Below are 14,541 nucleotides of genomic sequence, written 5' to 3' on the forward strand. Positions count from 1 at the left end.
CTATTGAAAGCATTCGGGCACGGCCTTAAGGCATCACACCGCCTTGTGACCCTATGCTAAAATGAACGAGAACAAGTTCCAGAGGAGATCCTAATGTCCACGACGACGACCACCCCAGAGGTCAAGAAGTCCGCCCCCATCACTCTGAGCGCGAATGCGGTCGCGAAGGTGAAGGAGATCATGGCGCAGCAGAACCCGGTTCCGGCCGGCCTGCGTATCGGCGTCGTCGGCGGCGGCTGCTCCGGCTTCCAGTACAGCATGAACTTCGAGAATGGCGCGGGCGCCATGGACAAGGTGTTCGACTACGACGGCCTGAAGCTGTTCGTCGACGCCACCTCGCTCATGTACCTCTCCGGCGTCAATGTCGACTACATCGAGACGCTCGAGGGCGCCGGCTTCAAGTTCGATAACCCGAACGTGAAGAGCACCTGCGGCTGCGGATCGTCTTTCAACGTCTAAGCCGACTAAAGTTCAAATGAAAAAGCCTCGCCGAAAGGCGAGGCTTTCTCATCTCATTTCTTCATAAAACAGAACTACTATTTCAAATTGAATATGACCCCAACCGTATCGTTGTTCGTGTCACTTGAGATTTTGCAACTCGAAATCGCAACTGGCGGCGGAACCGGCGCCGTTGGGATGCAGTTTGAAGACCACCCGCCAACTGCGGAATCTGCGGCTGCAGTCGCGGTCAGAGTGACTTCGGTCCCAACTGGGAAGTAGCCTGTACAACCATCACCCGATGTACAAGTGATTCCAGGCGGATCGCTCACGACTGACCCCGAACCAAGGCCGACGCTATAGATTGTCAGGGATGGCAACTTCACCCCGCCACCGTCGGCGCTTACAGTCATAGTTGCGGTCTGTGTAATAGTTGCGCCAGTCTGCGTCATAGCAGTGATCGTAGTAGTTCCACTGTTGACTGCCGTAGCAAGCCCTGTGGAATTGATCGTCGCGACTCGAACATCACTCGACACCCATCGTACTTGGTTTGTTACATCCGCCGTAATTGGTGCTGAATTGAACGTGCCTATTGCCAAGTACTGTGCGGTTTCCCCTACGTTTCCGACCGATTGGTTTGAGGGGATTATCGTAAGAGAGGTTATTTCATGTGGGTCTGTTCCACCGTAATCTACCTTCACTTCGGCTTTACCCGTAACTACGCCGAGGCTTCCGCCCATCGTCGCGCTGATTTCCGTCGTGCCGCCAGCAACTGCTGTGGCCAATCCGCCTGGATTTATCGTTGCCACAGCGGGATTGCTGGAATTCCACTGCACTTCCGAAGTCACATCACGAGTTGTGGTGGGATGTGTTCCCTTCGTGTAGGTTGCCGTCGCTCGGAACTGAACGGTTTGACCGGGCGCACCCATCTCTTGGGACGAAGGTGAAACCGTGATGGACTGCAGCGTGCGATCCGCACTGCACCCAATAAGGATAACGCCACAGGCAAGCATCAATACGGCAAAAATGAGACGCAGGGCCTTCATACCGCCTCCTGAAAAGACAAAATTATGGAATCCCAGTTCTGGAGTGCTTTTCGCGATGTGCTTGGGGGAAAAGCGATACTGGCGCGCTTTTATGGGGAGTGTTCGGGGGAACCCGTTGCGGGCGCGCTATTTCGCGACGTGCAAAAGCGCACTAATGGTCTAATACCAAAGTGTTAAGGCGCAGTGACGTTCATCACATGCTACCGCGACTGCCCAAACTACAAAACCGGATACCCGGCTACGGATTGTGTGGTTGGCTGCCGGAAGGCTGGTTCGTGGAAGGGCTGTTCGAGAACCCGCTTGGGTTATTCGAGAACCCGCCTGGGCTGTTGCTGAAACCGCTTGGGCTTCCGAAGGTCGATCCCGGTTGATTCATCTGTCCTGCGGGCGTGCCTACTGGCGCAGCGTTACCGACAAAAGCTTTCGGGTTATAGGGGCCGGTGATGAGGTTGCCGCGATCCTGCGTGGGGTCGTAGACGAACAGCCATTTGTCGTATTCCGATTTCTGGTTGTACTCGTGGAAGCCTTTGGCCTTGCTGGTGCTGGCCACGCCGAGGATGGCGCCACCGCCGAAGGTCTGTCCCGCGGGCTTTCCGAAACCGGACTGTCCGAATCCCGAAGGCTGGCCTGTCGGAGAAGATCCAGATTGCGAACCCTGCGGCCCGAAACTGGTACTCGGCCCGAAATTAGTGCTTGTTCCGAATGTGGATTGCTGACCTTGCTGCCCAGTCGAGGGTTGAGTGGCCGGACCCTGCAGGCTCGTTCCACCCTGATTCAATGCCCCGCCGACGACTGGCGGCAGTGCGCCGCCGGTTCCGCCGATGGTTCCGGTCCCGCTGCCCTGCTGTCCTAACTGGACGTCCCCGAACTTCACCACGCGCCACTTGCCATCCTTCGACATGGGGTCGGTGTAGGCCTTGCGCAGGAAGCGGATGTTGTTGGTGTTCTCCAGTTGCTCGATGCTGTTGGGGTAGCGGCCGAACTTTTTGTAGTACTTCTTCACCGCGCGCGCGTATTGCGTGCCGCGATGGATCATTTCGATCTCGCGGTCGCGCCTGATCTGCTGCGCCAGTTTCGGCGCGGCAACCGCCATCGCGATGATGATCAGCGTCAGCGCGATCAGCAGCATCAGGAGAATGACGCCACGCTGGCTATGACGGGAACGACGCACGGTATACCTCTTGCCGAATCAACCCTGGCCCTGGGACAGGGGAATGCTCTGCCGATTGTTGCTCAGCACGTCCTCGATCTCAACCGAGGTCGGATTGATCTTGATGATCTTGTAGCGGCGATCCACCACATCACCCTCTTTTGCGACCCAAATATCGTCTCCCCGTGAGAGGAAGATGCGCTTGGGCTGACCGGGGTGGTTGCCGTAGCCATAAAACTTCAAATTGATTGGTGGCGGCGGTGGCGGCCCCTGGTAAATCGGCTGAGTTTGCTGCTGCTGTGCCATCGGACTCTGGACGGGCTTCGGTAACTCCGCCTGCAGCAGGAAGATGTTCCTTCCCTTCGATTCGTATTGTGTATTCTCTTCGTCTTTCAAGAGATCGGTGCGCAGAGTCGGATCGAGCGAGTTAATTGTCTGGCCCTTCATTGCGGCCGTGGTGCCGGCCGAAGACGTTGTGCCGGATGGACCGCTATTCGGGCCCATGACCCAGCGCGCCACGTAAAAAATCGCGACGATCACCAGGACGATGGCCAATCCGGTCTTCACCGGGCTGTCTGTTCCGGTCTTCATCACGCGCTCCTCAGATATGTTTCGAAGTGGATCTCAAGCCGAATCTGGCCGCCCTGGGCGCTACCCAGGTCCACGCTGTTAATCACGAAGAACAACCTGGATCGCTCCAATGCGTTAACGAACTTCATTTCGCTGGTGTAATCGCCAGTGAACTGGGCTGCGATGTTGACACGTTGCAGACCCGCAATCGACGTATCCTTGGGGTCGTACTTGATGGCCGAGATCTGCACCTGGTTTTTCGACGCCAGTTCGCCCAGTGTTTCCGAAATCGTGGAGTAACGCACAGGGATGCGGTCGGCATAGAAGGCGGCCTGTTGCTCCCGAGCCTTGGCCAGTCTCTGGTCCATGTCACGGGCTGGACCAATGTCTTTCAACTTCATCTCGTAATCAGCCTGTAACCGTTTGTACTCGTTGTGCAGGTACGCCGAGTTTCGTCCGCCTGGCGAGAGGAGCCGAGCCGTAGCTCCCGCGGCGATCACCAGCAGAAGGATCGCGATAATCAGCAGCACGCGGCGTGCTTCTCGAACGCTCTTCATCGCGCACCCTCCGATTTTGCCACTGCTTCCGGCGTTTTCTGCGATGGAAATTCATCGGCCACACGCGAGGGCGTGTAAGTCGACGTGATTTCGAACATAACAGGATCCGACCCGCTGCTCGTCATTGTTTCAGAGAGCAAGGTAGCCTGCCTGAAGGTCGAAGACTCTTCCATTCGCCGCACCAGTTCAATGGCCTTCTCGTGCGAGTTGCCGCCGACGGTCAGGTGAATGCCGAGCCGGTTATCTTTGGCGAATTCCGGCTTGATGGAAACCACGTGCAGTCCCTGCGGCATCATCCGTTCCAGGTCCATGAAGATGCGGGTCCACGAAAGCGATTTTCTCTGGATGGCGTCGTTCAGGAACCGGGACTTCTCCGCAATCACTTTGTTTCCGGGTTCGTTCAGCGTTGCGATCGCCGCTGCCCGAGTTTTGTCGAGCGCGTCCATCTTCTGGTGCATGTCCGCAATCTGCGCGTTGATGGTTCTTGAGTCGCGCCAATTGCGCACCGCCATGAAGACCAGCATCGCCGTTGCCGCCGCCAGAACCAGCGTGAGCAGACCCCATTTCGCGAGGAACTTGCGAACGTCCTCGTACGGTTGGGTCGCGAGATTGATATTCAGCCGCATGAAATTTCCTTATGCCAGCAGCGCACCGACGACGCCTGCCAGCTCACCCCGGGGGACTCCTGTTCCCGGAGCAATCGAACTGTCGACCAGGTCTTTTACCTTGGCCCCCGTCTGCTGCTCCAGCACCGGCGCGATTTCCGCCGCGCTGGGAACGCCCGCAATCAGCACCCGCTCTACCGACAACCCGTAGTTGTCCTGCAAGAAGACCAGCGAGGGATAAACGTCTTCCGCGATGCGTTCTCCCGTGACCGCCTTCGCGCCGCCTTCCAGCGTTCGGAAGAGCAGAAGCTGCTGCTGATCCACGATAGTTACCGTGGTCGTCTCCGCGTCCACCTTGAGGACGAGTGTCGGACGGTCCGCATCGACCGCGCCCAGCGCCGCCAGTGAAGAGGGCATCACCACGCCCGGCTGATACCCGGCCGCGCGAAACGCTGCCTCGTATTGCTCGATTACCGTGGGTTGGGCCACCGCCGCAACCACTTTCACGCCGGCAGATGTGCGCCGCACGTCATAGCTCAACATCGCTTTGTCGACGTCGAAAGGCAACGATTTTTTCAGCCGGAAACGGATGACGCCTTCGGCGTCCTGGTGCTTGTCAGGCAGGGTTTCGAAATCGAGCAGCACCACCCGAACCACCGAGTCAGGCAGCACTACGGTCACATCGTGTCCATGCCCGCCGACCGTGGTCAGCACATCTTCCACGACAGTGCGCAGCTCTTCCGGGCGCACCACGTTGTCCCCGGTAAGGCCCGGCACAACGGCGCCTGCGGAGAGGGCCCGTGCGCTCGCTGAATCGATGTTGCGATGCGAGCCCCGAGCCGCGATCACGCGCGACGGCGTGATCTCGCATGCGATTGGCAGAACCACATTGTCTCTTGTGTGTGCCATCTCTCTCCTAACGCGTGGTCTCGATAAAGGTGACCTTGTTGATCTCCTTCAGAGTGGTGATTCCACGGCGCACGCGTTCCAATGCCTGTTCGCGCAGGAAGGTCATGCCTTCCTCACGGGCGATCTTGCGAATTTCCGAACTCGGCTTCTTGGCCAGAATCATCTCGCGGATGTTATCCGTCAGTTCGAGCAATTCGTGAATCGCCGTCCGGCCGCGATACCCCGTGTTGGCGCACTCAATGCAGCCCTGTCCCTCGTAGAAGGGAACCAGTCTCCATTCGTTGGAATTCAAGCCGCTGGCTTCAAGGGTTGCGGCGTCATAGTACACCCGTTTCTTGCAGTATTCGCAGATAACTCTAACCAACCGCTGGGCCAGGATGCAGTTGAGCGCCGAAACGAAATTGTAGGGCTCCACGCCCATGTTCAGGAAGCGCCCGAGGACGTCTACCACGTTGTTGGCGTGAACCGTGGTGAAGACCAGGTGGCCGGTCAAAGCCGAGTTGATCGCGATCTGCGCCGTCTCGGTGTCGCGGATTTCGCCGACCATGATCTTGTCCGGATCATGGCGCAGGATGCTGCGTAGTCCACGGGCAAACGTCAGGCCCTTTTTCTCGTTTACCGGAATCTGGGTGACGCCCCGGATCTGGTATTCGACGGGATCTTCGATCGTGATGATCTTGTCTTCGTCGGTCTTGATCTCGTTCAGAGCGGCATACAAGGTGGTAGTTTTACCGGAACCTGTGGGACCGGTCACGAGCACCATGCCGTACGGTTCGGAGATGTAGCGCCGGAAGCGTGCCAGGGTGATCTCGTCGAATCCGACCACGTCGAGAACAAGCTTGTGGAACTTCTCGCTCATCGACTCCTTGTCGAGCACGCGGAGCACGGCATCTTCGCCGTGAATGCTGGGCATGATCGAGACGCGGAAATCGATGTACCGTCCCTTGTATCGAACCCGGAAGCGGCCGTCCTGTGGAACGCGGCGCTCGGCGATGTCGAGTTCCGACATGACCTTGATACGCGAAATGATGGTCGTGTGGTGCTCTTTGGCGATCGGCTTCATCGCCTCCTGGAGCACGCCGTCGATGCGGTATTTCACGATCACGGAATCGTCGCGCGTCTCCACGTGGATGTCGCTGGCGCGCCGCTCGAGTGCGGTGAAGATCGTCGTATCGACCAGGCGGATGATTGGACTGATGTCAGCAGCTTCGGCGGTGAGGCGCTCGATTGAGATTGTCTCGTCGCCGTTTTCGTCTTCCCGGATTACGTCGAGGGTGAAGGTCGATCCCGCTTCTTCCAGAACGCGCTGCGATTGCTCGGTTTTCTTCAGGATGTCGGTGATCTGCGTCAGCGTCGCAACCTTGGGCACAACGCGCTTGTGCAGCAGGACACCGATTTCGTCCAGGACCATCAACTGGCTGGGATCGGCAATGGCTATCGAGAGACGCCCGTCGGTCTCTTCCAGCGGGATGAAGTTGTGCCGGAACATCAAGTCCACGGGCACTTTCTTGAACAAATCGTGCTGTAAATGAAAATTGCGGAGGTCGACGAACTCGCAGCGATAGCGCTTCGCGAGCTCCTTCGCGCGTACTTCTTCCTCGCGCGGATCCCCGACCGGTACTGCAAATATCTGACCCATTACTGCTCCGTTCAAAATCTAGCCACCCATTCCGCTCGCGCCGATACTGAACACGGGCATGTAGAGCGACAGCAATATGAATCCGACCACCAGTCCCATGAAGATAAGGATCGTCGGTTCGATGAGCGACATCGCTCTTGTGAGGGCCGTCTCTACGTCGTCTTCGTAGAATTCGGCTACCGAATTCAACATTGATGGCAGAGCGCCGGTTGACTCGCCGACCTCAATCATCTCAATGGCTAACTCTGGAAAGACCTTCGTATCTTCGAGGCTGCGCGCCAGGGACTTTCCTTCGCGGACGCTCTGCGTCGCTCCGTCCACCGATGTGCTGATTAGCCGGCTCTGCATCGATTGCGAGGCGGTTTCCAGTCCCGGAACGAGCGACAGGCCGCCGGCGAGCAGCGTGGAGAGCATCCTCGAGAACATCGCAATCTGGTACTTCAGCCAGACGTCGCCGAAGATGACCAGATTCATCTTGAACCGGTCGATCGCCGTCCCACCCCTCTCCGTTTGCGACCACCGCCACAACAGGAACCCCCCCCCGATCACTGCGAGCACGATGTATGGCAGGTACACCTTTACGCCCAGCAGGATGCCCAGCGTAAACGTTGTAAGCGGCGGCAGAGGCCGTCCCAGCTCCGTGTAAAGCTGGTTGAAGCGCGGGATGACGAACTGTACCAGTACGCCAAGCAACACGAACACACCGGTAACCAGAATCGCCGGATAAATCAGGGACGAGATCACCTTGCGCCGGAACGCGAGCGCGAGCTTCTGGAACGCGACGTAGCGCATCAGAGTCTCTTCCAGGTTGCCGGACTTTTCACCGGCCATAATCGTGGTCGAGTAAATTCTCGGGAACACGCCCTGCTCGGCGAACGCGTCAGAAAGCAATTCGCCCCCGCGCACCCGGTCGCGAACGTTTTCCAGAATCGTGCGGAAGAAGGGATTGCGCTGGCGTTTCGCGAGCAGGTCGAGTGCCTGCACGATCGGCAATCCCGCCTTAATCAGCGTAATGAACTGCTGATTGAAAATTACGAACTGGTCGAGCTTGATCTTCCGCCGCTTGGCGACGCGAACCCGTCCGCCAGTGAAAATTCCCTGCGGCTTTACCCAGTAGACGAGATAGCCCTGCTGCATGAACCGGTCCCGAACCTCGGACTCCGAATATCCCGGCTCGGTTCGTTCGAAGATGTGTCCGCGTTCGTCCGCCAGCTTAATCAGGTATTCGGCCATAAATCCCTACGCGGGCCCAATCAGCTGAGTTCAGCGATTCTGCCACACTACACCAAGTCTAACACTCTGAAAAGCAAAGGATTGTTGCTCTTGTAAGCTCTCAGATCACACGACAGTAGCAGCACCTGAGGGGTATCTCGTAACCCTCACGGTTGCAGTTCGGTCGCGTTCATAACCTCCACCCCGGCTGGTGGCACGAACCTGAAACTCGCATCCGCTACTTTGACGTTCTTCACGGGATGCTGGAAGCGGAATTCGGTGAGGGAGCCGTCCACCTCTTCAATCGATATCCGCACAATTGAGCCGTCCGGGGCGATTTCCAATTGGACGAGCTGGACCCGGTCTTCCATGCCCTTGGGCACACCGCTCAACACCACATCCCCGGGCTCCGCATTGGGTCCAGCGGAGACCAAAGAGAGATTCTTCATCTCTTTCCCAAGTTTTGTGTGGCCCAGGAGATAACGCAAAGGGGAACGAAAGTCGTCCAGGTTCTTCACTGCGGTACGGCGCGCCTGCCGCTCGCCCGGCACATAGAACCAGGCGGTCTTGCCATCCGTCAGGAAGACCTTCTTTCGCGGGGTTTCGTAGTCCCAGCGCATCCGCCCCGGTTTCTTCAGATACATTACGCCGCTCTCGGTTCGGCTGATGCCTCCACCGCGATAAATCTCGGTGAAATCCGTTCGAAGGCTCTTCAGCTGGTTGTAGTACTTATCGACGCGCTGTGCCACATCATGAACATCAGCAGCCTTAGGAGCTTCCGCCCAAGCAGGCAGGCAAAGCAGCAGTGCGCCCAGGCAGAGGAACTTGCGAGATAGGTTCATGGGGAAGAGTGTACCTGTTTACTTAGATGGCTGAGCCGGTGCTCCCGATGCTTCATATCCCGGCGGAAGTCCCTTCGTAATGAAAGGCAGCTCATCCGGGTGTGAAACCTCGATCCGCCCGTTGCGAATCTCGTAGGGATCCCCCAGCGGGTCCAGCGGCAGCCGCCGGATCCACCCCGCCGACTGCAATTCCTGCAAGCTGGCGGGATAGTGTCCATATTGCTGGCGATAACGTTCTACGTAGCTCTGCAGGAAAGTAACGTCGTCATCCACACGCAAGGCGACCAGGTGCCTGAGCGCGTTCTGCTTCAGCATCTTGTCCGTGCTGTTTTCGTAGATGTTGGTCCACAGGTAACGAGCTGTTTCGGGATTGTCGGCTTCCTGTGCCAGTTTCGCCGCCATCACTTTCATCCAGACCATGGCGCCGGGGATCCGAGAACCCTTCTGGAATGCCTCGGAAGCCGCTTGCGGGTTGTGCAACTCGATCCAGTTGATGAATCCTAGGGTGTAATACAGCCGCCATTGCGAGGGATTCTCGCGGATGCCCTTCTCAATGAGTTCGGCCGCACCCTGCGGGTCGCCTGCCCCTTGGGGCGGTTGTTGTGCCAGGAAAGTCGATCCGAACTGATAGGCAATGATCAGGTGTGGATCCAGTGTGGTGGTGATGTCCAGCAATGGCTTGAGGAGCCGGTACTGCTTCGACTTTGCCTTGTGCTTCCCGCCGAAGTACTGCACAACGCGTGTCCAATACAGATCTGCCATCAGCCCGTCATAGCCGAAGCTGAGCCGCTTCACCGTCTTCGCCGAGGGAATATATAAGACCTCTTCCAGGGTAGCTTCGCCACGCACGCGATCCACGGCGCGCAACGTAACCACACTCAGCAGCAGACTCGCGACCAGGAACGAGCCGGCCACTGCCGAAATTTTGCTGCTTCGTGTCATTTGAAATTGCGGCGCTCGAAAACCAGCACAGCCGCGCTCAGGCACACCATCACATACAACGCCGCGTAGATCGAGTTGTAGAGCACGAGCCGGCCGGCAATTGGAGTCGAATGTGCCACCTCGGAGATCACGTTGAACGCCGCGAAATTCGGCACCATCCACGCCAGACCGCTGGCCAGGTATTTTGTCGCTCCGGTCGTCATGCTCGCAAAGGCCCTCAAGTCTTCTGCAAAAGTGCCAATCACGAACAGCGAGAACGCGAATACCGCCGACATCAGCGGCGTCGAGAACGTCGAAAAGAAGATTGCGATCGCCGTGATCAGGAGGAACTCGAGCACTATGAAGTAGAGCGCGACCAGGACGTATGCATCCGCGCGTTCAAAATGGCGATTCAGGTAAAGCAGGGCCGCGAAGAATCCGACCGCCATGAACCCGGCATTGACGACCAGCGTGCCCGCCAGCCCCGAGTACTTGCTCAGGACGAACTCCCACCGCCGCACCGGTCGCGCTCCGAGGACCGTGTACAGCGTTTTTTTCTCGATCTCTTTCGACACCAACCCGATGCCTATGAAAATCGCGATTACGATCCCAAACAGTGAAATCGCGGTCAGCCCGAGATTGATCAGCACCTGCCGCTGGATACCAATCGAGATTTCGCCAAAAATCAGCGCAGCGCCGACCATGAGGATGGCGAACACAACCAGGTTGTACAGAACCCTGTCGCGCACGGCTTCGCGGAAGGTGTTATAGGCGATAGCAGTGATCCGGTTTCTCACTTCGCCACCGCCTCTCCCGCCGGAATCGGCGTGGTGTCTTCGTCTTCCAGCTTTTCCAGGAAGAACTGCTCGAGCGTGACGCGTACCGGCGTCACCGAGATCAATTTCCCGCCATTGCGCCGAATGGCGTCGATTGCCGCGTCCATTTGCTTTTCTGGAAGTTCCACTCGGAGCGATTCGCCGCTGGCGTGCGATGTCCCGCCCAGCGCGTCAATGTCACGCTTGGCCGCCGAGCCTACCCAGACGATCTCGACCTTCCCGCTGACCTCCATCTCAAGGTCGGCCATTACGCCGATGCCGCGCAACCTGCCCTTGTTGATCACGCCCACCCGGTCGCACAGCGTTTCGGCGTCGCTCAGAATATGTGTCGAGAAGAAGATTGTCTTTCCCTCTTCCTTCAGGCCCTGGATCAGGTCGCGCACTTCGCGCCGCCCGATCGGGTCCAGTCCGCTCATCGGTTCATCGAGGAAAATCACGGCCGGATCGTGAATGATGGCCTGGGCAATCCCTACGCGTTGCAACATGCCCTTGGAATATTTCCGCAACTGCGTATGCCCGGCATCCGGCAGCGCCACACGCTCCAGCACACTTTCGATCCTCCGGCTACGGTCTTTCGCTGGAACGCCCGAAAGCCTCGAGTAGTAGTCGAGCAACTCGCGCGCGGAAAGGTGATCGTAAAAATAGGGCTGTTCGGGAAGAAATCCGATCTGCGCCTTCATGGTCGGGTCGTCCAACTCCCGGTCGAGGATCTTCGCCGAACCGCCGGTCGGATAGATGAGTCCCATCAGCAGCTTCAGCGTGGTCGTTTTTCCCGCGCCATTGGGACCGAGAAAACCGAAGACCTCTCCCCGCTCCACCGAAAGGGTCAATGGGTACAAAGCCTGCTTGGGCCGCTTCTTCCAAAAGCCGACGGAGTAACGCTTTTCCAGTGCAAAGATGTCGATTGCAGACATGGGATAACAAGATTATATAGCCCAGTTTTTCAGGCGGGGAGTTACAGAAACGGTGCCGAACGGGTTGGCACCTTGGTTCTCCAGGGGCCCTCGGCGCGTTCCCCGTCAAACGCATCTATAACTCAGGCGTCTCTCAGTCTAGAATGAAATGAGATATTCGAGACTTCCCTGAAAGTCTGCGTATTGATACCAGGAGTTTCCTTGTCCCCAAAGAAGGCGATCATCATCGGTGCCGGCCCCGCAGGCCTGACCGCAGCCTACGAACTGCTCACCCGGTCGGACATCACGCCCATTGTCCTCGAGAAGAGCACTTTCATGGGCGGCATCTCCCGCACCGTCAATTACAAGGGCAATCGCATCGATATCGGCGGCCACCGCTTCTTCTCCAAGAGCGACCGCGTCATGCAGTGGTGGCTCAAGCAAATGCCCATGGACGAGACCGCCAAAGCCGGTACCGTCATCACCTACCAGAACCAGGTTCGCGAACTGCCCTCTACGGGCGCCGGGCACAACGCCGCCGTCCGCGACGACGTGATGCTGCTGCGCAATCGCAAGTCGCGCATCTACTTCCTGCGCAAGTTCTTCGAATACCCGATCCAGCTCAGCGCCGCCACTCTGCAAAACCTCGGTATCGTCCGCACCATCAAGATTGGCTTCAGCTACATGAAGGCGATGCTCTTCCCACCAAAGCGCATCGAGAACCTCGAGCAATTTTTCATCAGCCGCTTCGGCAAAGAACTATACGAGACGTTTTTCCACTCCTATACGGAAAAAGTCTGGGGCGTGCCGTGCCAGGAGATCAGCGCCGAATGGGGCGCCCAGCGCATCAAGGGCCTTTCGATCACCACGACGATTGCGCACATGCTGAAGAAGATGTTCCAGAAGCGCTCCGATGTCAGGCAGAAGAACGTCGAGACCTCGCTCATTCAGCGTTTCCTGTATCCGAAACTCGGTCCCGGCCAGCTTTGGGAAATCGTTGCCCAGCGCGTGCAGGATCTCGGCGGCACCATCCTGACCGAATTCGACGTGGACACTATTGAGTGTGAAAACGGCCGCGTCGTCTCTATCAGCGGACGCGACAAGAACGGCTCCCGCCTGGACATCGCCGGCGACTATTTCTTTTCCACCATGCCCATCCAGGAGCTGACGAATGCGCTCCGCGGCGTCGAAGTGCCTGCACAGATCCGCGAGATCAGCGACGGACTTCAGTATCGCGACTTCGTCACCGTTGGGCTGCTCGTAAAGCGTCTCAGCGTGGAAGACAAGGACCGTCCGAACCAGCTCATTCGCGACAACTGGATATACATCCAGGAGCCCGATGTCCGCGCCGGTCGCCTTCAGATCTTCAACAACTGGAGCCCCTACATGGTGAAGGATCCCGACACCGTGTGGATCGGCGTCGAATATTTCTGCTACCAGACCGACGACCTGTGGACAATGCCGGAGGGCGACATGGCGAACCTCGCCAAGCAGGAGTTGGAGAAGATCGGAATCCTGAAATCGTCCGAAGTGCTGGATGCCACCGTCATCCGCATGCCGAAAACCTATCCGGCCTACTTCGGAACCTACACGCGCTTCGACGAACTGCGCGGTTATCTCGATGGCTTCGACAACCTGTTCCTGGTTGGCCGCAACGGCATGCACAAATACAACAACCAGGACCACTCCATGCTCACGGCCATGACCGCCGTCGACAACATCCTCGCGGGCGTCACCGACAAGTCCAACCTCTGGGCCGTCAATACGGAGATGGAGTACCACGAGGAGAAGGAGCAGCCAGCTTCCAGAAACCCGGACGGACAGAAGGAAGCGGTGGCAGAGGCTTAGGTGCCTCTTTTCGCCAGCAGATTAGATCGCGATATTCGGTTCGGAAGCTCGACGCTGAAGAATTGATCCCGGTCGCCCTGATGCTCTGAACGTTCTCCACGCCTGCAGCCCGCTTCCAATGAGTATTGCTGAAATTCCCAGAGGAGCAATGCAATTCATCAACGCTTCAGTCGCACCCTGATGAAGGTGTAACAGCGGTGCGACGCCGGTCAAAATCTCTGAAGCGACGAATGGGTAAATACCCGTCAGAAGAAAGCCGGAAACGATTATTCGTTCGCTCCCGAACAGACGGCGCTCCTGATTATTGCGGAGCAGTCGCGCCATCACCGGCAGGAGTATGGTACCCGTGTAGGTGAAGACCAGGACTGGAGCGCCAGCCATCCACGGAAGGTAGTCGAGCGTCCGAAAGCGTTCTTTGTCGATGTCGCAGCCAGGTGCGGTCACCCAGTCTGCAAGCAAGCGGATGAGAAGAGTTCCGCCCCAAAGCGCGACATAACAGCTTCTCCAAGCCCAGATCCGCTTTTCCCCAAACAGGACGATAAACAAAACAGCGGGACTTTCATTTCCCGAGAGACGCAGAACCGAGGTCCGGTGGAACACGCTCGCAAAGGCGTCCGGGATATAGCTGATGAATGGGAGAAGCAGCACGCACAACACCGCAATCGCCCAGAGCAGTTCACGCCATTGACGACGCACAATCAAGACCGGGACCAGCAGGATGCTGTAGAACTTCGTTCCAATCGAAAGCCCCAGGAAACTACCGCTGGCCGCAACGCTTCGCGCGCAGGCGAAAACCAGGAACGCCATCATCAATCCGTCGAGATTTCCGCCCGTCAGAAGCGCGTAAAACGGCGCATAGGTCAAGGTGATGGCGAGGATTAACGCAGTGTTCAGCAGATTCAGTTTCAACTGGCGGCTCAGCCAGACAATCGCAACCACAACGAGGACGAAGGTTACAACTCGAAACGCGATGAACGCGTTCCAGAAACTCAAATGGTGCAGCGCCATGGGCAGGTATAGCGCGGGTGGCAGGGGAATGAAACTAGTCTCCTTGTACGGGCTTGCACCAGAAAGG

General features: G+C 57.7%; 15 protein-coding genes. 2 read left to right on the forward strand and 13 right to left on the reverse strand.

What is annotated here, in order from left to right; translation table 11 throughout:
* Positions 1–93: 93 nt before the first annotated feature.
* Complete coding sequence (locus ROO76_16905; protein ID MDT8069844.1) at positions 94–459, forward strand: iron-sulfur cluster assembly accessory protein; 366 nt, start codon at positions 94–96, stop codon at positions 457–459.
* A gap of 77 nt (positions 460–536) precedes the next feature.
* Here the strand turns inward: ROO76_16905 and ROO76_16910 are convergent, their stop codons facing one another.
* The 12 genes from ROO76_16910 to ROO76_16965 all read right to left on the reverse strand — a co-directional run bounded on the left by ROO76_16910 (position 537) and on the right by ROO76_16965 (position 11,639).
* Positions 537–1,484: an Ig-like domain-containing protein gene (locus ROO76_16910; protein ID MDT8069845.1), complete on the reverse strand. Its 948-nt coding sequence runs from the start codon at positions 1,482–1,484 to the stop codon at positions 537–539.
* A gap of 238 nt (positions 1,485–1,722) precedes the next feature.
* Positions 1,723–2,655, reverse strand: a complete 933-nt coding sequence (locus ROO76_16915; protein MDT8069846.1) for a hypothetical protein — start codon at positions 2,653–2,655, stop codon at positions 1,723–1,725.
* Positions 2,656–2,673: 18 nt separating this feature from the next.
* A complete protein-coding gene (locus ROO76_16920; protein MDT8069847.1) occupies positions 2,674–3,225 on the reverse strand; it encodes a hypothetical protein in 552 nt (183 codons plus the stop codon).
* Positions 3,225–3,761, reverse strand: a complete 537-nt coding sequence (locus tag ROO76_16925) for a hypothetical protein (GenBank protein MDT8069848.1) — start codon at positions 3,759–3,761, stop codon at positions 3,225–3,227. Before ROO76_16925 ends, ROO76_16920 begins: the two co-directional genes overlap by 1 nt.
* A complete protein-coding gene (locus ROO76_16930) occupies positions 3,758–4,387 on the reverse strand; it encodes a PilN domain-containing protein (protein ID MDT8069849.1) in 630 nt (209 codons plus the stop codon). The genes ROO76_16925 and ROO76_16930 overlap by 4 nt, the downstream gene beginning before the upstream one ends.
* Before the next feature lie 9 nt (positions 4,388–4,396).
* Positions 4,397–5,275: a hypothetical protein gene (locus ROO76_16935; GenBank protein MDT8069850.1), complete on the reverse strand. Its 879-nt coding sequence runs from the start codon at positions 5,273–5,275 to the stop codon at positions 4,397–4,399.
* Positions 5,276–5,282: 7 nt separating this feature from the next.
* Complete coding sequence (locus ROO76_16940) at positions 5,283–6,914, reverse strand: GspE/PulE family protein (protein MDT8069851.1); 1,632 nt, start codon at positions 6,912–6,914, stop codon at positions 5,283–5,285.
* Between the two features lie 18 nt (positions 6,915–6,932).
* Complete coding sequence (locus ROO76_16945) at positions 6,933–8,147, reverse strand: type II secretion system F family protein (protein ID MDT8069852.1); 1,215 nt, start codon at positions 8,145–8,147, stop codon at positions 6,933–6,935.
* Positions 8,148–8,293: 146 nt separating this feature from the next.
* Complete coding sequence (lolA, locus tag ROO76_16950; GenBank protein MDT8069853.1) at positions 8,294–8,968, reverse strand: outer membrane lipoprotein chaperone LolA; 675 nt, start codon at positions 8,966–8,968, stop codon at positions 8,294–8,296.
* A gap of 18 nt (positions 8,969–8,986) precedes the next feature.
* A complete protein-coding gene (locus tag ROO76_16955) occupies positions 8,987–9,910 on the reverse strand; it encodes a hypothetical protein (GenBank protein ID MDT8069854.1) in 924 nt (307 codons plus the stop codon).
* Positions 9,907–10,686: an ABC transporter permease subunit gene (locus tag ROO76_16960; protein ID MDT8069855.1), complete on the reverse strand. Its 780-nt coding sequence runs from the start codon at positions 10,684–10,686 to the stop codon at positions 9,907–9,909. Before ROO76_16960 ends, ROO76_16955 begins: the two co-directional genes overlap by 4 nt.
* Positions 10,683–11,639: an ABC transporter ATP-binding protein gene (locus ROO76_16965; GenBank protein MDT8069856.1), complete on the reverse strand. Its 957-nt coding sequence runs from the start codon at positions 11,637–11,639 to the stop codon at positions 10,683–10,685. The genes ROO76_16960 and ROO76_16965 overlap by 4 nt, the downstream gene beginning before the upstream one ends.
* Positions 11,640–11,840: 201 nt before the next feature.
* On the opposite strand from ROO76_16965, the gene ROO76_16970 reads away from it, so the two are divergent.
* Complete coding sequence (locus tag ROO76_16970; protein ID MDT8069857.1) at positions 11,841–13,466, forward strand: NAD(P)/FAD-dependent oxidoreductase; 1,626 nt, start codon at positions 11,841–11,843, stop codon at positions 13,464–13,466.
* A gap of 21 nt (positions 13,467–13,487) precedes the next feature.
* Here ROO76_16970 and ROO76_16975 read toward each other — a convergent pair.
* Positions 13,488–14,541: glycosyltransferase family 87 protein (locus ROO76_16975; protein ID MDT8069858.1), on the reverse strand; the 1,054-nt coding region annotated here is incomplete at its 5' end.

Source organism: Terriglobia bacterium (genome assembly GCA_032252755.1).
Classification (GTDB): Bacteria; Acidobacteriota; Terriglobia; order Terriglobales; family Acidobacteriaceae; genus JAVUPY01.